Source organism: Fusibacter sp. A1, from assembly GCF_004125825.1.
Taxonomy (GTDB): domain Bacteria; phylum Bacillota; class Clostridia; order Peptostreptococcales; family Acidaminobacteraceae; genus QQWI01.
Genome location: NZ_QQWI01000003.1, coordinates 245,957 through 269,095, shown reverse-complemented (window position 1 = coordinate 269,095; position 23,139 = coordinate 245,957). Strand labels below are relative to the sequence as shown.

General features: G+C 46.9%; 13 protein-coding genes. 9 read left to right on the top strand and 4 right to left on the bottom strand.

The features are described 5' to 3' along the window. Nucleotides 1-162 precede the first annotated feature (162 nt). Both DWB64_RS05200 and DWB64_RS05195 read left to right on the top strand, forming a co-directional pair. The gene (locus tag DWB64_RS05200) at nucleotides 163-1,467 is read left to right on the top strand and encodes a hypothetical protein (protein ID WP_129487140.1); all 1,305 of its coding nucleotides are present in this window, start codon (nucleotides 163-165) and stop codon (nucleotides 1,465-1,467) included. A gap of 114 nt (nucleotides 1,468-1,581) precedes the next feature. Continuing rightward, entirely contained in the window at nucleotides 1,582-2,769 is a 1,188-nt protein-coding gene (locus DWB64_RS05195; protein WP_164980244.1) for an MFS transporter, read from the top strand. Between the two features lie 86 nt (nucleotides 2,770-2,855). Here the strand turns inward: DWB64_RS05195 and DWB64_RS05190 are convergent, their stop codons facing one another. Together DWB64_RS05190 and DWB64_RS05185 are read right to left on the bottom strand one after the other, a co-directional pair. Next, nucleotides 2,856-3,308 (bottom strand): hypothetical protein, encoded by a 453-nt coding sequence (locus tag DWB64_RS05190; RefSeq protein ID WP_129487138.1) that lies wholly within the window; start codon nucleotides 3,306-3,308, stop codon nucleotides 2,856-2,858. A gap of 10 nt (nucleotides 3,309-3,318) precedes the next feature. Next, nucleotides 3,319-4,560, bottom strand: coding sequence for a helix-turn-helix domain-containing protein (locus DWB64_RS05185; RefSeq protein ID WP_129487137.1), 1,242 nt, complete (start codon nucleotides 4,558-4,560; stop codon nucleotides 3,319-3,321). Between the two features lie 217 nt (nucleotides 4,561-4,777). On the opposite strand from DWB64_RS05185, the gene DWB64_RS05180 reads away from it, so the two are divergent. Then, nucleotides 4,778-6,370 carry a hypothetical protein gene (locus tag DWB64_RS05180; protein WP_129487136.1) on the top strand — a complete coding sequence of 531 codons (1,593 nt, stop codon included), beginning with the start codon at nucleotides 4,778-4,780 and terminating at the stop codon, nucleotides 6,368-6,370. Nucleotides 6,371-6,466: 96 nt separating this feature from the next. Further along, the gene (locus tag DWB64_RS05175; protein ID WP_129487135.1) at nucleotides 6,467-8,188 is read left to right on the top strand and encodes a DUF4153 domain-containing protein; all 1,722 of its coding nucleotides are present in this window, start codon (nucleotides 6,467-6,469) and stop codon (nucleotides 8,186-8,188) included. A gap of 44 nt (nucleotides 8,189-8,232) precedes the next feature. Here the strand turns inward: DWB64_RS05175 and DWB64_RS05170 are convergent, their stop codons facing one another. Further along, nucleotides 8,233-8,439, bottom strand: coding sequence for a DUF4250 domain-containing protein (locus DWB64_RS05170; RefSeq protein WP_129487134.1), 207 nt, complete (start codon nucleotides 8,437-8,439; stop codon nucleotides 8,233-8,235). A gap of 12 nt (nucleotides 8,440-8,451) precedes the next feature. After that, nucleotides 8,452-9,246: a mechanosensitive ion channel family protein gene (locus tag DWB64_RS05165; protein ID WP_129487133.1), complete on the bottom strand. Its 795-nt coding sequence runs from the start codon at nucleotides 9,244-9,246 to the stop codon at nucleotides 8,452-8,454. 242 nt (nucleotides 9,247-9,488) lie between these two features. On the opposite strand from DWB64_RS05165, the gene DWB64_RS05160 reads away from it, so the two are divergent. The 5 genes from DWB64_RS05160 to DWB64_RS05140 are packed head-to-tail and all read left to right on the top strand — an operon-like array spanning nucleotide 9,489 to nucleotide 23,072. Continuing rightward, the gene (locus tag DWB64_RS05160; RefSeq protein ID WP_129487132.1) at nucleotides 9,489-10,472 is read left to right on the top strand and encodes an S-layer homology domain-containing protein; all 984 of its coding nucleotides are present in this window, start codon (nucleotides 9,489-9,491) and stop codon (nucleotides 10,470-10,472) included. A 10-nt stretch (nucleotides 10,473-10,482) separates the two neighbouring features. Next, the gene (locus DWB64_RS05155; RefSeq protein ID WP_129487131.1) at nucleotides 10,483-17,184 is read left to right on the top strand and encodes an IPT/TIG domain-containing protein; all 6,702 of its coding nucleotides are present in this window, start codon (nucleotides 10,483-10,485) and stop codon (nucleotides 17,182-17,184) included. Nucleotides 17,185-17,194: 10 nt separating this feature from the next. Further along, the gene (locus DWB64_RS05150) at nucleotides 17,195-20,158 is read left to right on the top strand and encodes an S-layer homology domain-containing protein (RefSeq protein WP_129487130.1); all 2,964 of its coding nucleotides are present in this window, start codon (nucleotides 17,195-17,197) and stop codon (nucleotides 20,156-20,158) included. A gap of 20 nt (nucleotides 20,159-20,178) precedes the next feature. After that, entirely contained in the window at nucleotides 20,179-21,702 is a 1,524-nt protein-coding gene (locus tag DWB64_RS05145) for an S-layer homology domain-containing protein (protein WP_129487129.1), read from the top strand. An 11-nt stretch (nucleotides 21,703-21,713) separates the two neighbouring features. Beyond that, complete coding sequence (locus DWB64_RS05140) at nucleotides 21,714-23,072, top strand: S41 family peptidase (RefSeq protein ID WP_164980243.1); 1,359 nt, start codon at nucleotides 21,714-21,716, stop codon at nucleotides 23,070-23,072. Nucleotides 23,073-23,139: the final 67 nt, after the last annotated feature.

Sequence of the window (23,139 nt, the reverse complement as noted above, 5' to 3'; positions counted from 1 at the left end):
GGATAGTTCAAACGGTGACTGGCACTTTTGATGCGATTTTATGAGCTGTGGTTATGGACCGAGTGATGAGTTGGTCGGTGTCACCCCTGTTAATATGTAATTGTATTACATTTTATGTATATGTTATAATATTGCTATCTTTAAGAGGGGGGAACGAGTGGAATGGATAGGAGATGGATGCTTATTGTAATTGCGATCGCGCTTTTGGCAGCTACTGGATGTACAAATGAGGGGTCCGGCAATGTGAAAAAGGGTGAGATAGGTATTGTGCTTCCGTATGTCGCGCTGGACGAGAGCAGTTACTTTTTAAATTCTCCGGTGCTGCAGTCCTTTTACAGCGATGTAGAGATCTACAATATGGTGAACAAGGATTTCGCGCGTGTCAGAACGATACGAATCGACGCTGCGACTTACGATGACTATGTGGACAAGGTGATGACGCTGATGTTAAGCGATCAGCCTCCGGATCTTGTGTTTGACTATAGCCAGTACAGCGAGAAAACGAAAATTTACTCCCTGGCAAGGGACTTGCAGGCGGTCGGTTATTTTCAAGAAATCGACTTTACCAAGTTGAAGACCGAACTTCTACCTGGATTTATGGAACAGTACTACCTGCCAACAGGGATCGAGGTGGTAGGTTACCTTTACGACAGGGAGGAGACCGAGGCGATCGGTAAGACTTTTCTAGACCGGTTCACTATGGAAGAGAAGAGTGCTGTGATCGACTCGTGGCTGAAGGAAAGGGACCTGCCTCTGACACGTACGACCTATCAGCAGATCCTGGATATGTATTTCCCTATCGACCTCTTTGTCGACCTTGAGTCGAAGGCCGTCTCTTTCGATACGGAGGAACTGCAGAAACGGGCGGACCGACTGAAAAGTCTTTATGTGGAGGATGCGTTTGTCGGACCTACGGGATTGGCCGTAAGCGAGGCGAAAAAATATGTGCTGAACGACGATTACTCACAAAAGGCCGAGATGAAAAAAGCCATCCATGAGGGATTTTGGTTGCCGAGGTATGACGATTATATCTATTATCCGACCAGTACGAATTTTTATACAGATCTGGACTGGTATGAGGGACGAGGTGTCGTGCTGCTGGACGATTCGGACTCTTTTAGGACATCGGGCTATTATATCAACCGGCAGACAAGCAACCTTGAGGATGTGTATGCCTTTTTAAATTTTGTCAGTTCCAACGGGGATACCTGTGCCGATGTGATCGAATCCTTAAAAGAGCTTAAAGTCGCCCAGTTTGAAAAAGACAGGGTGGTGAGGTTCTACGAAAGGCTGCAATCGGAAGACCTGATCTATCTGAATCGGGACTATCCGCTAAATGAGGAAACGATGGAACGCTTCAGTGAACTTTTACTGGACTACATGCTGGATAAGCATACCACGGACAGGGATTTTACCAGAAAGCTGGAGCAACTGGAAAACGAGTTGGTCTTTAAGGCGATGGAGTAAAACACAGGGGTTGGGGGCAGTTTCCTTAGCGCTGTACTAGTACAAGCCAATATATTAATTTCGACTTCCGAATGAATTTGGTATACTCTACTTATGGATAGAAAGAAGGTATGTATGCCTATTTGGAAAAGAAACTTATTTATACTCTGGGTGACGCAGGTGATCTCCTTGATGAGCTTCGGCTTCGGGATCCCCTTTATCCCCTTTTATATTGAAGAGTTAGGTGTGAATACGCCTGAAGCGATCAATCTTTTTACAGGAATTTTGAGCACGGCGCCCGCGATTTCGATGGCCTTTATGGCTCCAATCTGGGGAAAGCTTGCGGACAAGTATGGGCGTAAGCTGATGATCCTCAGGGCGATGTTCGCTGCAGTCTTCGTCATCGGTGGAATGGGACTGGTTCAGAACATCTACGCGCTTGTGGCGCTTAGGAGCGCCCAGGGTCTATTTACCGGTACTGTGACCGCGGCGTCGGCCTTTATCGCATCGAACACGCCAAAGGAGAGGCTTTCTTACGCGCTTGGTTTTATGGCCTCATCCACCTTTATCGGATATTCGATCGGACCCGCCTTAGGAGGCCTTGTGGCAGACCGTTTCGGATACCGGGTCAGTTTTTTTGTAGGCGCCTTGTTCATGGCTGTCGGTGTGCTGCTGGTACTCCTTTTCATTAAGGAAGACCCTGAAACTTATGGCGCAGCGCTTAAAAAGCATAAGGATAAGCACGAAGGAAAGATTTTAAGCTCTGCGATTGTGTCGCTGCTTGTGATTCTCTTCATGCAGCGGTTCACAAGATCGGTGTTCGCACCCTATATGCCGCTTTACCTAAAGACGATTCATGGCGAGGACGGAATCGCCACGGTCACAGGTATGGTAAATATGTTCGTGGGACTTGCCACGGCGGTTGCCGGTCTGAGTCTCTCGAGGCTTGGGGACAAGTTCAAGAAATCGAAGCTGATCGTAATCCTGTTGGGTATTGCCTTTGTCTTTAGCTTTTTTGTGATAGCAAGCGGCGGACTGATCGGATTCATGCTTTCGTACACACTATTGTTCTTTATCTTGGGTGGAATCGAGCCCATGCTCACCTCATCTGCCGCAGAACTCACTTCTCCTCAGAATAGAGGGACCCTCTTCGGGTACATGGGCATGGTGGGAAGCTTCGGGTGGATGGTATCGCCGATGACAGGAGCTGCCATATCCGTTCAATACGGCTATAAGGCGATCCTTTTCATCTTACCTGTGCTGATCGCCTTTAACATCGCCTTTGCGATATTTAATCATAGAAAACAAGCCAGCAATATGTAATTCCACATAAAAACAGCATTCAATCCTCGAGACTGAATGCTGTTTTACTTTTTTTGTATGAAGCTGCGCTAAAAGATGTCAAGGGATCAGTATGACTGTCGCGTGCTTTTTAAGAGCCTTTTTAGCATCTTTTGATCCTTCACCCGCAACGTCGACGTCTTAAGCCTGCTGATAAGCTCTTCGGTTTGAGGTGTCGAGTCATAAGGGGAGAGTTGGATTTCTCTTGCCATCTCCTGCATTTCTTTCGCGGAGTATTTGCGTCCGATGCAGTAGCTGTTTCGTTTTGTGACTGTGATCATGAAGATCGCCAGACCAGCTAGTCCTGTGAAAAACGACTGTGCGAGGAACATCGTTTGGTTGGCCTCTGTCGGAGTAGGATCCTGAGCGATCTTGAACTCGATATTTGGAATCATCAGGCTGATGCAGAATAAAAGCACTGCGATAAAAATGATGAACACTAGAAAAGGGAACAGGTGACGCCTCTTACTCTTATCAAGTGGATCCGTAATGGCCTTTTCGCTATTTATTAAGTATTTCATGATCGGCTCCTCATCTGGTAAGTTTTATAAGGGAAAATGCGGTCTCGTATTCTCCGCTTAAGGAGTAGATGTCAGCTAAGGCTGTGATTGCATCCTTATCGAGTGGATCTTCACCGATCAGAATTTTTTTTAGCGGTTCTAGCTTTTGTATGCTGAAGGACAGGCGCTGCATGTTTTCCTTTAGGGCGCTTAGCCACTGGAGTCGTTCGACCGGATTGAACCGGGTCCAGACGGCATGGATGAGGTCCGATTCGAACTGCTTGCCGCTATTGAGCTGGATGTTAAGCAGTTTCTGAAGAACGTCTATTCTAAACAGTCTGATGTCTTCGTCTGTAAAATAGGCGGTGGCCGCAGTCACTAGATCCTGGGCTTCCTTATAGGACTGGCAGCTGTAGTAGTACCTGCTTAAGGTCACGTAGGTCTCGTTCAGCTTACGTGAAGACCCTGTAAACTCATATAGGTAACATCTGCGTCTTGCGGTTCTGATCGCGCTGTTGATATCTCCGATCTCGCTTTGAAGTTGAGCGAGCAGAGATAGTAATTCACCTGTGTAGGTATAGACAAGGTGCTTGTCGGCGAGTCTGAGCGCATCCTGAAGAGTGTTGATCGCATCGATCGGCTGATTTTTTTTCTTGAATCCTGTAGCGATATTCAACAGAAACTCCGTTTCAAGCGCGTAATCTGAAATGAAGGAGTGCCTTAAGTCGTTTAGTCCGTCTTTGAAGGTATCTAGCGCCTCTGCCTGAAGCTCCTTATATAGAAGAATATGTCCTTTTACCAATTTTGCTTTTGACAAATGGTAGAGGTCTGTAAAAACGTCTAATAAAGGAATGGCGATGGCGATATAGGCTTCTGAGCGCTCGTAGTCGCGATGTGTCAAGAACGCCTCCGCCACCGCTTGATAACTCCTGCCCTTGAAAGGATCCTCGTCACTAAGGTTTTCTGGATGGGATTCTTTCAGATACTCATCGAGAAGTGCGACTTGGCCGTAGTGGATGGTCTGAAGCAGTTCGGTGTAATAGACTTCTCTGTCATGATTGGGGTTCGCAAGGTCGCTTGGGTGGTCGAAAAAGTAAGCGACAGGTTTTTTAAAGCGCATCGACAGGTATTCGAGAGTTTCGATCGAAGGCTTTGTCAAATCGTTTTCGAGTTTGGATAGCGATGTTCTGCTTAGGGCCTCGCCGACCACGTCGCTTTGCCTGAGTCCCATCTCTTTTCTTAATAGTTTAAGCTTTTCACCGAGTGTCGCCACTTCATCACCTCCCTTGATTCTTTAAATGTACCATAGGAACATTTCTTTATCAAGGTGCGCAAACTGTACAATTGACAATTTTCTGAATTGTTATATAATTGAAAGCATCTAATTGTGTTAACTTCGTTCACATCTTCTATTCCATCGCTGTATGGAGACAGAAAAAGCGTGATGGCTGTGATGTTCGAGGTTATTCGTATCTCTAGGGGGGAGTTTTATGAAAAAGGCAATCGCATTATTTTTGGTGGTTCTGATGGCGTCGCTGATACTACCTATCTCAAATTTACTTGAATACCTGACACGTACGCCGTCAGAAGGATGGAGCAACGAGTTTGTTCTTGCGGACTATGACGATTATGCGATGAGAAGGTTCTTTCCTTCAAAGATACTTCAGGTCGACGACAGTCACTTCATCGCACTTGCATTTGAAGGTACAAAGCTGCATGTGCAAAAATATAACGAGCTCAGTGAGCTGATCGGGGCTTCTGACATCGAACTTGGAACCGATACGGTGTGGATGCTCGATGCGAGCCTGATCGATGATCAGACCATCGGTGTTTACTACCGCGAAGAAAAGAACCTGAACTTCGGGCGCATTGACACGGATACACTTCAGCTGGACAGGTCGGTCAACGTATCCGAAGGGGACATGGGGCTCTCGGCTTCAGACCAGTACGCGGTGACCCATGACGGAACCGAGATAAGGATATTCAAAAGCGGTGAGTTGATCGATCAGTGGGAAGTCGGAAGGATTAAAAGCCTTGGGGCGGTCCATGATGAGGGTAAGCTGACCATCATCACCAATATCGGAGTATCTGGAAGCTATAAAGGCGTATACACAAGTTATGATGTCGCTACAAAATCAATCACAGAATCCATTATTTTCGAACCCGAGAACAGTTTGGCATTTGGTGATGTAAAGGATGTCGTCATCACCGATGACGGTATCGCAATCATGTACTCAAAAACAGTGATTGAGCAAGGTGTAGCTTATGGCGTGATCTCCTATGTCCTGATGGACGACTCAAATGTGATCCATGTCGAATCCTATAAGGATGCCGCACTTCAAAAGGCCGGACTCATCTTGGATGCGACACCTGATAATTTTGAGGTAGTCAGTCTGATCGATGTTTCAGGAAACGTAGATTTTGTGAAATGGAACACGGACAAGGGATATAGGCAGGGAACAAGGCTCACCAATACAAAGCAAACCGGCTTAAACCCGGAGTACCTTACACTTGGCGGAGCTGAGTATCTGCTTTGGTTTGATCTGACCACCTCAGGCAAGGAGCTTAAGTTGTCGAGCAATCAGCAAAAGCTTGTCGACATATCCATGAAACCAAGTAAGAATGACTACTGGACCATACCTTATATCATCATTTTGGCGGGTGCTTTCCCGGTACTGATCACAACATTCATACCGCTGTTCATGTTCGATCTCATCTTGATCGGTATCGCACATCTTATCAACCAGCAGCTAAGAAAAGTGGATAAGAAATTGATCGGCGTGGGTGTTTACCTTGGCGGAATCCACGTTGTGTATCTCTTGATGGTGCTGTACATGAGCATGATCAAACAGCTCAAGGGGTATACATTCGCCGACATACTGGTATCCCATGATCTATTCGCCGGTGTGGTTTACGCGCTGATCATCGGAGCAAGCGGACTGATCGCATTGTTTGCGAATACCCATACGGACGGTAATCGAAAGCTGACGTGGTTTGCCTATTTTGCAGCAGTTTCGACCTTCTTTTTAGCGATTAATTTTGGCATCTATTCGGTCATTGAAATCATGAGCGTTAAATTTTAATTCTTAAACCTAGCATTTATGCTAGGTTTTTTAATGTGCCTGTAATGGTTTTTTATGCTGATAAGGGTATAATGGTGGAAACGAGGAGGTTATGTTATGATCATAAAATTGAAAACTTGGTTTATCACCGCATTCAAAACACTAAAACACTCCATCGAAAGGTACCCTGAAGCACTTTTGCTGGCGTATGCTTTTGGTGTGACGGCGATTCTCATGAATCATGCCTCATACACTCAGACGGATTACCGTAACATGCTTGAACACCTGCTGCTCACTTTTTCACTGGGGGTACCGATGCTCCTGAGTGTTAAGATGCTTCATGAATCCTATTTTAAAAAGAACTGGCATAGGATCGCGATGGACGTTTTTGCAGGGGTTTTACTGATCCTTTTCTATCTGACGATTCCTAAAGAGATCAACGACATCTTCGCCCTTCGGGTGTTTGTCGTCAATGTAAGCTTATATTTGTCCTTCACGCTGATTCCCTTCTTTTATCAGAAAAGGGGGTATGCGCTTTATGTACTGAAACTGATCGCTGATTTTGCAGTCACCTTCTTGTACTCGCTGGTACTGTTTCTGGGACTGGCTGCGATCTACTTCGCGCTTGAAGAGCTGTTCGGTATCGATATCAAAAGCGACCTATACTCCGACACGTTTGTGGTCGTGGCGACAGGATTCGCACCTACTTATTTTTTAGGCGGTCTGATAAGATCAGCGCAGGAAATCGAGAATTTCTCCTATTCGAATGTGTTCAAAATACTTTTTGTCTATATCGTAATGCCGATTCTCAGCATCTACACAGGCATCCTATACGCCTATTTCATAAAGCTTATGATAGGCATGACGCTACCTGAAAACATTATAGGAAACCTTGTGATCTGGTACAGCGGCATCACACTTGTGGTTCTCTTTTTCACCAGCGGCCAAAAGGATGCCAACGCGTTCTCAAAGCTCTTTCATAAATACATGCCTATCGCCATCCTCCTGCCCCTTGCCATGATGTTTTATGCGATGTTCATACGCATCGACGCGTATGGATTGACGGTCAAACGCTACTTCGTGGTGGCGCTTGGCATCTGGGTGCTCGGGAATATGATCTACCTGATTGTGAGTAAGAAGAAGGTCAATCAGGTGATTGTGATGACCGCTGTAATCGTAATGCTCCTAACCATGTACGGACCGCTTGGCGCGTATCCTATGAGCATATGGCAGCAAAATGCAAGATTTGAAAAGGCTCTTACCGAGTATGGCATGCTGACAGACTCAGTCATCATAGCAAGGACCGATCTGACAGAGGAACAAGAGCGTGTGGTCATCGACGCCATCCACTACTTCAGCTGGCAGCACGAACTAAGCGACCTAAAGCTCCTGCCTGAGGGGTTTGAAACGAGCGACACAAAAGAGGTCTTCGGTTTTGAGTATGACGGATACGGATATCCTAGATTCCAGGAAGAATACTTCAGTTACTGGTCGGATAACGAACAGATGGATATGGATATCGAGGGATATACAAGGCTCGTCAGGATCAACTGGTATGACGGGGTTCAAAATAAGCTGGGAGTCCATCTGATTGAAAATGAGGCGGGAGACTTTGACGTTTACGATAAGGACGTCTATCTCACAAACCTTCCCATCATCAAATGGATCGAAGGGAGAGAGAACAGGGACGCTATGGTAAGTGCCGATGATGCGACAATCGTCTTTGAGGAAAACGGAAAAACCTATAAGGCCATCGTTCAAAACATCAATGGCGAAATGAACGGTGATAGAACCACCATCTCAATCAAAAACATGAACCTGATCCTGCTTATCGAATAAAAGATAAAAGTCCACCCGACAAAATCAATATCGGGTGGACTTTCTTATTTCTGAAAAACCTCTTGATGAACAAACTGGTTGTTCTTCTCATGATAGACATATCCATGAAGTGCGAGTTTGTTGATCAGATCGTGGCTGTCGATATGAAAATCATCGACAAGCGCGTGAAGTGAATCGTACTCATCTCTCAATTTCATGTTGACCATACTTAGCAGCAGGTGCGGATCATTAGGTAATTTAGGTGCGAACATGAAGAGTCCTTTCTATTTGTCTAAATGAACATCCATTTGCGGATAAGGAATGCTGATGTTCTCTTGGTCGAATCGCTTTTTAACCGTCTCGAGAAGTCCAAAGTGAACCGCCCAGAAGTCGGCTGCATTGACCCAGACGCGAACGACAAAGATGACTGCGCTGTCGGCGTGTTCAGAAACGGCGACAAAGGGCGCTGGATCGGAAAGGGTTCCCGGCTGATTTGCGATGATCTCTGACAAGATGCTTTTGACTCGGTCGATATCCGCATCATAGCCTACACCGAAATTCAAATCCACACGTCTTGTATCCTTGATGGAATAGTTGAGTATGCTTGTGTTTGATAATGTTCCGTTTGGAATGAGCGCGACTTTGTTGTCGGGTGTGACGATGACGGTGTTGAAGATGTGTACCGCTTCGACGGTGCCTGTGAATCCAGCGGCTGAGATGACATCGCCGACCTTGAAGGGTCGCAGTGTGATCAGCAGTACGCCACCTGCGAAGTTTGAGAGCGTGCCTTGAAAGGCGAGACCTACTGCAAAACTTGCCGCCCCCAGAATTGCGACGAAACTGGTGTTCTCAACACCGAGCATTCCTATGACGGTTACAATCAGAATCACTTTTGCTCCGATTATGATAAGTGAAGTGACGAAGGGCTTGAGTGTGTCGTCCAATTTTGTTTTTGCAAGGGTTTTGGGCATGTATTTATTGACAGCGCCTATGATGCTCCAACCGACAAGGAATGTGATCAGCGCATATGCGATGCCTGCGATATCTACCGCGGTAAGGTATTCTTTAACAAAATCCATAGTAGCCTCCTTCTTACTGTAATGGTATGACTGTAGTTTATCAGAAGTCACGGGTGATGGCCACTTCAATTTCAAAAAACTCGTAATCTGAATTTAAAATAAGGCAGGGTGCGAATAAGGTATAATTAAATTAGGCGAATTAGCTGTTTTAGTACTCTAGACCCTTTATGGATGGCCTAGTTTTGCCGATAACATACTGTAGGTCAATGTTTATATCACCAAGATGGAAAGGTGCGTAATATATGAAAAGAACGTTAATACTGATCCTTGCTTTACTGCTGACCCTTCAGGGGGCATGGGCGCTTCCCGCGACCTGGTCGCAGCGCGCAGTCTTTAAGCTTAATATTCAAGGCGTCGTCGAAGGAGCCCTTTCGGACTTGAACGCGATGCAGCAAGCCATCACAAGGGAAGAATTCGCTGAAATGGCGGTAAGGCTATATATCAAGGCGAGCGGTACGGTTTTAGAGCTCTTGCCGCAGACCCATAACTTTGAAGACACGGACAATCCGTATGTGGGGGCCGCTTACCGGCTTGGGATTGTCAACGGCATGTCATCGACCGTTTTCGCGCCTAAGGCCAAAGTTACAAGAGAACAGATCGCAACCATGCTCTATAGGGAGCTTACGATCTTGGGTCTTTCTCCTGAGTACGGGACTCAGACGCCTTTTTCAGACGACGGTCAAATTGCCTCATGGGCAAAGACCGGTGTCAACTACTGTAAATTCCACGGTCTAGTCAACGGAGTCGGCAACAACCGATTCGCGCCTAAAAATGACGCGACAAGAGAACAGGTCTTCATGCTCGTCGACAACATACTCACCAAGTATAAGTGGGGACTCGATAGACCACAGGCGTCGACGGACTTTATCAACGCTTACAAGACCCCGACCACAGGCGCAACCCAGCTGGTGCTCAGCGAACGATCCGACATGGGCATAACCCTCAGAATTCAGTCCGGCTTCGCACCGGAGGATAGGTCGGCGATCGACATCGAGCAGCAGTGGCTGGACCTCTATGACATTCTAATTCAAAAATGGTCCTATACGGGAGTGGAGCGTCTTTTGCTGCAGGCCAAAGATAAATGGGAAAGCACAAATCTGCAATATTCCTTTGGTGAAGTCTACTACTTGACTTCGACCGGGACGCTTCAATCGACACAACCCAAATCGAAACCGTATATTCAGGTACGTTACCAAGGGGTGATGCTGCTTGATATCTACAATTAGGAGGCGCACTATGAAAAAAATAATTTCACTGATCCTAGTCGCACTCTTGATGCTCAGTCATTTCACCTATGTCGCGCCACTTACCGCTTGGGCGCTCGATGTCGGGGACGGCGCGACCGTCACCAATGTCAAGTTCATCAAGCAACATGTTGGCTACGATGTCACAGGCGGTAATGTCATCCTGATCGGTAGCAACCTTACTGGAATCAACGTCCTGTTTGAAATAGAGGGCGGTATTCCGACAGCGCTTGGAACCTTGCATGCGGATTCGAACGATTTCTTCTTGAATTACGTGTTGGACTTCGATGAGGCGGACTCGTTTACAGGTAAAATATACATCGGGAACAAGATCATCAACCTGAACACGCCGAACTTCCCGAACATCACAAGCTCAAGCACTGCGATCGTCAACCAGGACGAGGCGGAGGAAATTGTGATCAGCGGTTCCAATCTTGACAGAATCAACGATACCACCATCACGGGAACTTTTGGTCGCGGTATCCAGCAGTACAACATTCGAGACTACCTATCCGGAATCGGTCAGACCGCTTCGGATGTGGCTTTTTCACCTACAGCGCCAGGAGCCTTGGGATACCAGGACATCACGCTCACGCAGACCGCTGCCGGTGATCCCAATATCGAAGTTACGTATTATTATCAAAACGCATTCAGAATTTTAGAAAACCTGGATATCGCTCCTGTAAGCATGTATCCCAATGCCGCCAGCAAGGGTGATATCATCACGCTTAGTTCGACTAAATTCTCAGATGCCAGAAACTATCAGGTCTATTTTTTAAATACGACCGACAATGATTTCGCATTTTCTGAGGATAAGAGGTCGCCGAGCGTCTCCCTGTCGTCCGATAAGCAGAGAATGAGCGTTCAGATACCCAACAACACCCAGATCGCCCTTGGTACCAAGAGGGTTGTGGTTGTCGATGTGGTGAACAACGAGATCGTCGCTAGATACGATCTGACCGAAGGCTTCAACCTGCTCGATGCGGTCTTCAAACCAACGATTACAAAGATAAATCCCAAGACCGGAACGGATGAGGGAGCCAACATACAGATCATCGGTCGTAATCTGATTACACCGAACATCCCGGAACTTGTCTCGGGATCAGGATCGATCGGAATCACTTCTGCGACGCCATCGGCTGCCAACAGGGTGATGAACATCGATTTTGATGAAACAAACCTGACCTTCAAGGGGGTGCCTGTCGATACGCTATCAAGAACAATCAAAGCGATCATCTCAAAGCAGGCCTTCTTCGAACTGACGGGTACAGGAACAGTCAAGTATGCAAAAATCGGTGCGGACGATTATCTTTATACGATATCCGATATCATCGACGATGCCCAGGCTGATCCATTCAAAGACGTCATCGTGGAACTCGATACGGAAATCGTGGATGAAAACGGTCTAGTCTTCACCTTCAGCCAATCGGTCACCGTACTTGACGGATTCGAGTTTATTCCAAGTTCGATAGAACCGATCATCAACAGCGTGACTCCGGACAAGGTGCAGATCAATCCTGCATTCAGTCCAAAGGAAAACACCCTTCTTTCCATTGAAGGGGACGACTTCCTGGTTAATAAATATACCGATTCCTCTGGAATCATCCACACTAACTACCCAGTCGTGCTCATCCAGGTGACCGACACCCTAGGTGACGGCGACTATGTTGTCAAATTCGATAAGAACGACACCAGCGGCTCGCCTAACGGAACGATCTACGATAAAGACGGGATCGTGCCGGGAGTCAGTGTGGACATGGTCATCCTTGATAGCAATAAGAACATCATCGACGGCTCGGTCGGCAACGAGATCGGGCAGAGAATCAATGTCTACCTTCCAAGGGAAGTGACCCTGCCGTCCGGTGGGAAGAAAAACATTCAGGTCATCAATCCAAAAAGAAATTCCAATGACTTAGGGGACGGCTATGTCGTGCTCGACATCATTGACTTTGTGCTTGCTACAGACACGCCTGTGATTGAATCGGTGGTACCAAGCATTGTCACTGCGGATTCAAGAGAAGAGATCGTTATCACAGGTTCGAACTTTCAGGACGGCGTCAAGGTGTACATCGACGGAATCGATGTAGGTGAAGTCGTCCGTGCGATCGACCCCCAGGGTAACAGCATGACGCTGACCTTCAGGGCTCCTGTCGGACGTGTCACAAAAACTCAGGTTCAGGTGCTTAATCCGCTTGGTGGACTTGCAGTGAGGGACTTCTACTATGTGCAGTCCTTCAATCAGGACCCGCTCATCAATGTGGTTTCGCCCAATAAGGGAACTGTGGACACCTTGGTGGTTGTCTCTGGAGACAACTACTTCAAACCCGATGCTGCGGCAGCGACAGCCGAAGGCCTTGACGGATTCAGGCTGCTGGGAACAAGAGTGCTGCTTGACGGTGAGGATATCAATACCTATAACTACAACAGCTTCGGAGAAATCGAATTTATAGACTACACCTCTCCCGATTCGACCTATAATCTGGTGAGCAATGAAGCGGGTAGAATCAAAGTGTCGCCGTTTTATGTAAATACACTGATCACAAGCCAAGACGATCAGGTGGTTTACGAGCTTACTTTTGATGCGGATGGAAACCCTCAGATCTATGACGGGAATCAGATCATCTACACCTTGAAGTACAATGAGATCAGCGGCTACCAGGCCTTTGACAATACCGGCGCCCTAGTAGGAGCCTTTACGTTCAATGCAAGCTCAATCACCATAAACGCTGCAAGTCCCGTCACCTTTAAGGTAAGACTTGACAACAACCTGTTAAGGGCCAACTATACGATCAATAAAAAGTTGACCGCGGATCTTTCCGACTACTGGTATGCAGTGATTCTTGAAGATGAGAACACAGGTGACTTCTTCACACTTCAAAAGCTGGCGGACAACAGCCTAAGGCTGACAAACGGACAGTTCAACGTATTTACCATAAAAGCCACGGGCTCTAGTGTCGATGTTCCCGTATTCAAGGCCATAGACCAGTCGCTCAACGCTTATGACGTGAGCATCAACCAGACGAACTTGACCGTGAACACGGCTCAGCCGATCGTGCTGAAGATGCGCACAGCCTTTACCTATGACAGTAACGACAAACGTATTGTCGGAAGCCGTGTGAAGGTCGCTACAAAAGACAAGCTCGAGTTCGTCGTTCCGAATATCGCTTCGAGCACCGGACCCAAGGATGTTACGGTAGTCAATCCAGATACCAAGTCGGATACGAAGATCGACGGATTCTATTATTATCACCTACCGGCGACTCAACCGAGCATCGCAAGCATCACCCCGGACCGCGGATCGGTATCGGGCGGATATATCGTTACAGTGATCGGTAAGGATTTTAAAGAAACCTCTCAGATCTATTTTGACGGAATACTCGTACCTCCTGCAAACAAGTCGGTCAATCTGGCAGGGACGCAGATGGAAGTAAAGGTGCCGACGTATCCAGTCGATATCACTGAAGTTTTCGGAGTCGGTGAACTGGCGGTATCCGTCGTTATTGTCAACAACGACGGCGGTAGCGCGCAGCTCAAAGACGGTTTTACCTATGTGAAGCCTGCATCGACGCCAAAAATAAGTCAGGTTATTCTAAATAAAGGTAGCACCAACGGTGGAGAGGTAGTCGAGATCATCGGCGAAGACTTCAGATTCTTTGAACCCTACGTCAATCTAGGCGGAGGCTCTGGCTACGACACCGGAATCGACACCTTCACCAATATCAACAGCAAACTCGCTACCGTGGTCAAATGGGACCATCTGCTTCAGAAGAGATATGAAGGAAGTGTCGACTTATGGGAACAGACGTCGATGCCGGGCGGGGCCAACTATTACGGATATGACTACTACTATGCCTCACCGATTTTACCAAGGGTCTACTTTGGAACGCAGCTGGCAAAAATAGTTGACTTTGATGTGGATTATCTTAAGGTGATCGTGCCGACGAACACAGAAGGCGTAAAAGACGTCATCGTGATGAACAACGACGCGGGCGTATCCAACAAAATGAGCTACACCTTTGAAGCTTCAAAACCGAAAGTCACCTATATCAATCCAAACCAAGGCGCTAGAACAGGCGGAGAACTACGCGAGATCGTCGGTAGCGGATTTGCCGATGACTCCTTTATGGCTTATCTGAACGACGACGCCACGCAGATTGTGGACTCTGGAAACCAGGTCGAAGCGCTTGTGCGCTTTGGAGACCTGACCAACACCTCTGTTCCTATAGGAAACGCGAACGATGGACGGATCAACGCGAATAGGGCGACAGTGAACATCGAAGGCGGCCTGAGTGTATCCTATGACGGAAATGCAGGCGGCATCGATGTTAAACTCGAAGAAGGCGGAGTCATCTATTCCAGGAGCTTTACAAACTATGACGGTTCGGAAGTATTCATTCCTACGGGAATGCTGAAAAATGACATTTACTATTATCAACCCGTCGGCTACAATTACACCACGCCGACAGTCTTCAATACAGCAACGGATTATGAATGGATCAGGGTAAAAGTGGATCCTATCAGTAAGCGTTTGTTTGTTGGTAGAGGCTATGCGCCAAAGGTCGATTTTGAAACGACCGGCAAGCTGACATTAACCACACCCGCATATTACACTGTGGATCCTGTCACCGTGTATGTGTTCAATCCGGACGGTGGAGTCGCAACCATCGGATTCAAGTTCACCAACCCGGCATCAAAACCGACCATACAATCAGTAAGTCCCTTCGAACCCATACCGGCCAATTCGGTAGAGAATCCGACCGGTACGGAACAGCGAATGGTACAGGCCTCGATAAGCGGTGGAATAGACATCGAAATCAGAGGACATGATTTTAGGGACGGGGTCAAGGTCTATCTTGGAACGAAAGCCGCACAAGTGCTCGACATCACCTACGATGAAGTGAACGACCTTGAGGTCATCATTGCGAAAGTTCCGGCGGGGAGCGCCACAGACATCAACGTGAAGCTGCCTATCATCATTGAAAACACCGATGGAGGTATCGCCAATACGACGGATGTGAACAAGCTGGGAACCGATAAGCGTCTGATCTACTTCATCTACCGTAAGCCGCTCAGTTTACCTGTGATCAAGGGACTGGTTCCAAATCGCACATCCCAGTATGGCGGAAATGTGGTAGAGATACGCGGAACAGACTTCAGGGCAGGAGCCTTAGTCATCATCGGTTCCATAGGTGGCGTTCCGGTTACGCCTTTTGCAATTGAGGATGTCGGACGATTCATCCAATTTGTGGTTCCGGCCAATTTGACAGCCGGTCCCAAAAATATTCAGGTCATCAATACCGACTTCGGTACAGTGACACTTAACGGCGCCTTGACGGTAATCAGCTACCCTACAGTGGCAGATGAGATAGTTTCAAAAGACGGTTCAAGTCCCGTATCAGTGGTTTCCACTGAAGGCGGTCAAGTGATCAAACTGACAGGCACCAACTTCCAAAGCGGTGCGAAAGTCGTTTTCGGAGGGCAGCGGATACTTCAGATTGCTGGAAGTACCGGTGAAATCGGATTTTACAAGGACGACAAGACCTATGTGATACAAGGTGGAGTGCTGGCGCCTAAAGTGGAGTTTGTCGATGAGAACACGCTGCTTGTCACCACACCCGAAGTCTTCGAAGAAAGGGAATATGTACTCACAGTCATCAATCCCGATACGGGACTTAGCGATTCGAATGCGAAGATCAGGTATAGTGTTCCTGTTCCTTCAGCGCCGACTTCGTTAAAGGTTGAAGTGGTGAACGACCAGTATATCAAGCTGTTCAACTACCACGTGGATAATGTGAAGTATTATGAGCTTTATACCTATCTTGGAAGAAAATCGAGAACACAGCTGACAAGTAACGACTATAGGGATTTCAACTCTTTAGGGACAACAACCCTAGAACCCTATAAGATTACTAGACTCGACGGGTTTTACGATTTGGTTTCCCCTGACAAAATCTATTTTGTCGTAAAGGCAGTCAATGAATACGGCTCATCGGCATGGTCGAACATCGTCTATCTCGAGTACGCTCAGTATGAGAAGATAGTAACCTTGGGCGATCCCGACAACGACGGTGGACTGCTTCCAGGATTAAAAGAGATTGCGACCAGCGAAATGTTAGGATCTGACCTGACCATCCTCTTTACGGATGAAAGGTTCTCATCAAACATTCAGGTGGATCTGACTTCGGACGCCTTCAAGGACATGAAAAAGATCAAGATCATCATGCCTGATGCGATGATTCAAAGCAACTATTCGCGTATGACGCTGGGATCGGAACTACTGGATTTGAGTTATGTTCCCTATGGATTCAATAACGATCAGTTTAAACTGAACAACACAATCAGCAAGGAATATGTGACATGGTCGACAGACCTGCAGCAGAACAGTTCCACAAGCAGTGCGATAAGCCAGTTGCCAAGAACCGTCAAGACGGTCTCGCCTGTGGTGAGCATCGATTTTACAATCGCGAACAACACAGGAACTCGAAATTTAGGCAATCTGATCATTCCAATCGATGTCAGATTCAATATCGCCTCACAGCAAGTAAGTGTAAAAGCATCTAGCTATACTGTTTATCACTATGATACAAACGCAAGGAAATGGTCAATTGTTAACTCGTCAATTGATAGATCAACGAATGAAGTTAAAATTCAAGTCATGTCGAGTGGTTATTATGTTTTGACTGTTAACAATTAAGGAGCGCAAGATGAAACGATTAATTAGCTTAATACTCGTAACATTCATGCTACTGCAAGTCGCGTGGATGAACCCTTACGACAATCCCTACAATCAAATTCAATACGTTCAGGAATACCGTGCCTTGAGTTTGCCAGAAGAAATACCTGTGGACTATGTTGGCGACAAGGATTTTCAGCTTCGTATCAGCCAATATGATTTTACCGATGTTTCGGGGCAGGATAAGATAAACGCCGTGAGACTTGCCATGTTCGATATCACAAAAGGAATTGGCGGCAATAAATTCGGCGCCAACCAGGAGATAACCAACATTCAAGTGCTCACCATGCTCGTCAGGATGTTCGGAGATGATCAGGCGATCAAGCAAAGGGTGATCAACAACAATCCCGGTGTGCCTGCGTCGACTTTGATGATGGCGCTTTATGACGCCTATTATCAAGAAGCGAAAACCCTTGGAATACTGGGCGTAGTCGAAGAGGTCGGCTATGCTCAGAAAGCGACTCGAGAGAATATCGGTGTCTGGATTGTAAAGGCATCGGGTATCGATTCCCAGTTTGGGCAGAATGCCTTATATGGAGCCTCGGACTGGCAGCAGATCAGAGTGGAGAATCTGGATGCTATTGAAACCTTGATCGACCAACGAATCATGAGCCTTGAAGCCGATGGTCGATTCAACCCGTACGGCCCGATGAGCAGAAAAGAGTTCGCAGCTGTACTTGGGCAAGTCTTTGAACAGTTTGAAGACAACTTAGGTTTGTTGACCCAATACGGTGTCGTCATCGGAATGAAGGAATCCACAGATCCTACAGGAACCTTCACTGACTACTACATCAGAAATATCGATAATTCGATCAAACGGATTCAGGTAGGTGCGCCTACCTTTGGAGCAAAAACAGGACTTGCGGTGTATAAGCAGGGGTTAAAGAACCAGACAGCACTTCGCTTGGGTGATGAGATCTCTTATATCACCCAGGACGAGATGGTCAAGTTCACTGTTGTTCTGGAGGACCATCAGACCACAGACCGTCTTCTGCAGTACTTTAAAAATCTTGACGACATTCAGGTGCGCCAGGGAAGGGTCTTGTCCAATCTGACTGAAAATCTGACCGTCGACGCGATCGATCAGACCAACAGAAGAATCAGAGTAGAGCTTGACGATGACGCCATGATAGACCTTTTAAGTGTCAAAGACAATGTTTCGGGAATTGCTAACGACTACATCGTCGTTGACGGCATACAATATAAACAGCCTAAGGACCTGGTCGCAGGGGACTTGGTGACCGTTTACTCGCTTGAAAATGAAGTGCTTTATGTATCCGTTGGAAAGTCCGAAGTAAAAGAAGTGAAAGGAACCTTACGGTTTGTAGATCAGACCACCGATCCTGCACAGATCGTACTGTTCGATTATAAGAACGAACTGGTGATACTGGCAGTGGACCCGGATGCGCAGATCAGCGTCAACTTCTATAAGGCGACACTCGCTGATTTGAAAGTAGGCGCGTCTACGACAGTTCAGGTCATCAACAATCGTGCCGTCCATATCGTATCGGACTCCTATCAGCCGATACCCGGCTATATTCCGGATGACGGTAAAATTAAAATGGCTACGATTCAGTCGATCGTCGGCGGTAAAGTAATATTGAAAGATGAAAGCACCATGTACGAAATCGGACCTTCCACATTGATCTACAAGGACAATGAGAGAGTCAATGTCAGTACCTTAAAGACAGGCGACAGGGTCAAGCTGTATTTCGACAACATCTATTCTAAGATTCCATCGCGCGTTGTCATCGAAGGCGCGGAACAGCTGCTTACGAAAGTGCTAAAGGGCCGTGTGTCCAATTACAATCAGTTTACAGACACTTTAAGCATCAACAACCGTTTCAGGTTACAAAACTCAGTATGGATATCCGAATCAGATCCATACACTGAGACCTACAGGCTTGCAAACGACGCGCTGATCTATGATGACGGCGAAATCATCACCCAAGCGCAGCTCAATAAGAGCTATCAGGAAAAAGATGCTTATTTTGTGATAAGGAACAATTTCGGAACAAAAGAAATCGCACAGCTCATCTTCAAAAAAGGATATGAGAAAAACTATGCCGAAGGAATAAAGGACTACAGCAACGTTTTAGACCGTATGGAGCTTAAGAACAATCGGAACATCCGCTATGACGAAGCGACTATCTTCATGCAGGAGAACCGCCTTGTAGATGAAAACGCACTTAGAGACGATGCCAATGTGTTTGTCGTATCGAATCAGGTCAATGGCATAGACTATGCGCAGCTCATCAAAGTCGTGGGCAATTTCGATACCATCTTCGACAGCATCTACATTGGTGCGCTGGAAGAAGTGAATTCCTATAGTCTGCTGTTAAATAATTTTTCGAGCATAGAGAACAGCGACTGGACAAAGGTGGACCAGGGTGAGCTGCTACTGGGCCTGAGCGACGACACCGATATCTACGATTATAAGCTCAAGTCAACGATCACCAGGGAAGAACTCTTCCACGGATCTTATAGCAGAACCGAAAATGACAGTATCGACGGAAAAGGCTTAAGCAAGGAAAGGTATTACGGTATCTATATCACAGATGGATCGGACAATGTTCTGGCCATGAACCTAAGATTTAAGGAGTTCATTGAATTCGACAATATCGATGACACGATTACCTCAGAAACGAAGATAGACGATGTCTTGAACAACATTTTGGAGGATACGGTACTCACGACAGGACAAATCAGTGAGTTCAACAATCAGTGGAAGCGAATCGGTCTCTATGATTCCTATAACTTCTTAAGGCATCATGGCGAATGGGTACCAAACACCACAGAAACATTTGTGGAACTTACAAATGCGATTATCATGAAAAACGATAAGCAAATCACCTATGATGAGCTGTCCATTGACGATAAGGTTTACATTGTAAGATATGATGAAGATGCGCTAGTGCTCTTTGTCGAACCATAAGCTAGGGGGCAAGGGACATCATGAAACGTACAGTCAGCATATTGCTATGCCTTCTACTACTTATCGCACCGCTCAGCTTTGCGGATGAATACGCGGTATTTGGAGGCATCAAGGGAGATTTGACCTTAAAAAGCGGTGTATACTATTATCAGGAAGTCAGCTTCGTGACCGGTGAGCCTGTGATTCTATCTGGAACAGTGACGATTCCGACTGTTCCGGATAAGGACACCTATACGCTTGCGGTCAAGTACAGCTTGGCCAATGAGGCCGCTCAAGCCACGCTTGAAAGAACAGTCAGCTTCAGCGTGGTTAAAAACAGTGACAACAGCATGGGGCAGACCATCATCGATACCACCCTACCTGTAGGTGCGCTCAAGGAAACAATTGTGGTGGGCACCGATACGTATAACCTGACCAGCTACCAGTATTCAAAATCGGTCATATCCGACGGTCACCCGGGAATCAGCTTTGACTCGGGAAACATCTATTACAAAAAAGTGTTTCATATCAACGGTGATGAAACCAATGCGGAAGCTAAAATGACAATTTTGGGTGAGTCACAGACGGATTTGGGGTATAAGAACCAGTGGTCCACACTGAACACCCAGGTGATGGATGTCAACTATTCCTACGAGATGATCGGCGGCGAATCTGCGAGCAACTGGGACGGCAAAGTGGTGCTCAAATATTCGACGAACAAGGGAACAGAGTTCAATTATGTCTTAAACGATGTTCAGCATATCAGCTTTAGAGGCGGTCTGTTAAAAACCGAAAACTCCGAAGTCGTCCTACAGTACACCTACGACATGCCTGGGAAAGATTCGACGGGCGCTAGGTCGAATGTTGTAAGGAGCAAAGGGGAGGACAATTTCAACACCTATACCTTTGAGACTTCTACGCGGCTTCCGGTACCCAAGTACAACGACTTGGGCGGTCATTGGGCGCAAGAGGAATCCTTTAGAATGGGAAGCCTTGAAGCCTTTGACACGGACACCTTCTTTTTCCCAGACACCTATGTGACAAGAGAACAGTTTGCACGGGCGATCATCAACACGATCGACTACATGAAACCAGAGACAGAGGATCAAAGAAGAGAAGCGGTGATAAGACTTACCCGTCCCAACGCTCAGCCGCTTCCTTTTGACGACATAAAACGGGAAAGCCTTTATTATATCTACATTGAACGCGCTTATAATGAGGGACTCATGCTCGGTGAGGGAAACAATCAGTTCTTGCCTACAAGACCTCTTACAAGAGCCGAGGCGGTCACGATTCTTATTCGTGCGATCGGCATACAGGAAATTGCTCCAGCGCTTCCTTATGATACGGGATTCAACGACGACTATGAGATACCGATATGGTCAAAAGATGCATTTTACATGGCAAGGGAAACTGGAATTGTCAAAGGGTATCCAGACGGGACAATAAGACCGCTTCAACTCATGACGCGTGCGGAAGCCGCGAAGATGTTAAGCGATTTTATCGACCACCTGCGTGAGGATATCACAGTCGACTATAAGGAAAAACTCTTACACCAGTATTGATGGAGGCGAACATGAAAAAAGTAATAATTCTGCTACTTGCATTTTCTATGGCAATCATGCCTATCTATGCGGACGGCGTCGAAAAGTTTGATAAGGGTTTTGAAAACCTTCAAGTGATGATCGACTATATCAAGGCGAACTACTACCAGGAAATCACCGATGAAGATCTTCTAAACGCCATGTACAAAGGTGTAATGGAGGCGCTTGACCCGCACAGCAACTATTTCACTCCAAGTGAGTACGATGACTTCTATTCGAGCATGGAGGGAAGCTTTTCAGGTGTGGGGATTTCCATTTCGCCTAAGGACGGCTACATCGAAGTGATCGCGCCGATCAAAGGAACGCCTGGTGAAGCATCGGGCATCCTATCCGGAGACCTGATTGTCGGTGTGGACGGAGTTGATATCAAGGACTTTTCGATGGAGAAAGTCGTCAGCATGATTAGAGGTATCACGGGCACGGATGTCACCTTGACCGTGAGAAGGGTAAATGTCAAAGAGACCTTCGACATCACCATCACCCGTGCGGTGATCGAACTGAATACCGTCGAGCACAGCGAGGTGGACGGTGTAGATATCATTTCCATCAGCTCATTTGACCAGAACACGGCCGCGCATTTAAGTGCGGTACTCAGTGAAGAGGTCTTTGAACACGGCGTGGTCATCGACCTGAGGAACAATCCAGGCGGGTTGCTTGATCAGGTGGTCAGAATCTGCGATTACTTCTTACCTGTCGGAGACAGGATCGTTACGATCGATTACGCTAGCAGCACCGATTACATCTATAACTCCCTTTCTGAGGGGTATACCATACCTATGGTCGTACTGGTCAACGGCGGAAGCGCGTCGGCATCAGAAATTTTTGCGGCAGCAATGAAGGAAAACGACCGCGCGACAGTCGTCGGAACACAGACCTACGGCAAGGGAACCGTTCAGAACATCGTAGGTCTGCCGGACGATAGCGCGATGAAGCTTACAATCGCACAGTATTTGACGCCAGACAACGTCAGCATCCATGGCATCGGCGTGACACCGGATGTGGTCCTTGAAAACCAGACCGAGTATGAAACCGTGCTTACGACCTTCAAGCCGATGAACTCCTTAAGTATTTCTAGACGCGGTAGCAGAGATATCGATACCTACGGACTCCAGGAGCGAATGAGGTACCTTGGATATGAGCTTACAGTGGACGGATCTTTCGGACCTGTAACGGAGAAGCTGCTTAGAACGCTTCAGGAGAAGCTTGCGATTCCTGTTAACGGTCTATTGGACGTGGATACCAAAATTGCAATAGAAAACGCTGTTCAGACAGAAGCACGATCTAAGCAGACCGATACGCAGCTGACTTATGCCATCAATCTATTGAAGTGAGGTTGACCCCCTGCTAAGAGGGGTGTTAGAATAAGTAGGAAAGTAACCATCGATCCGATTGACGATA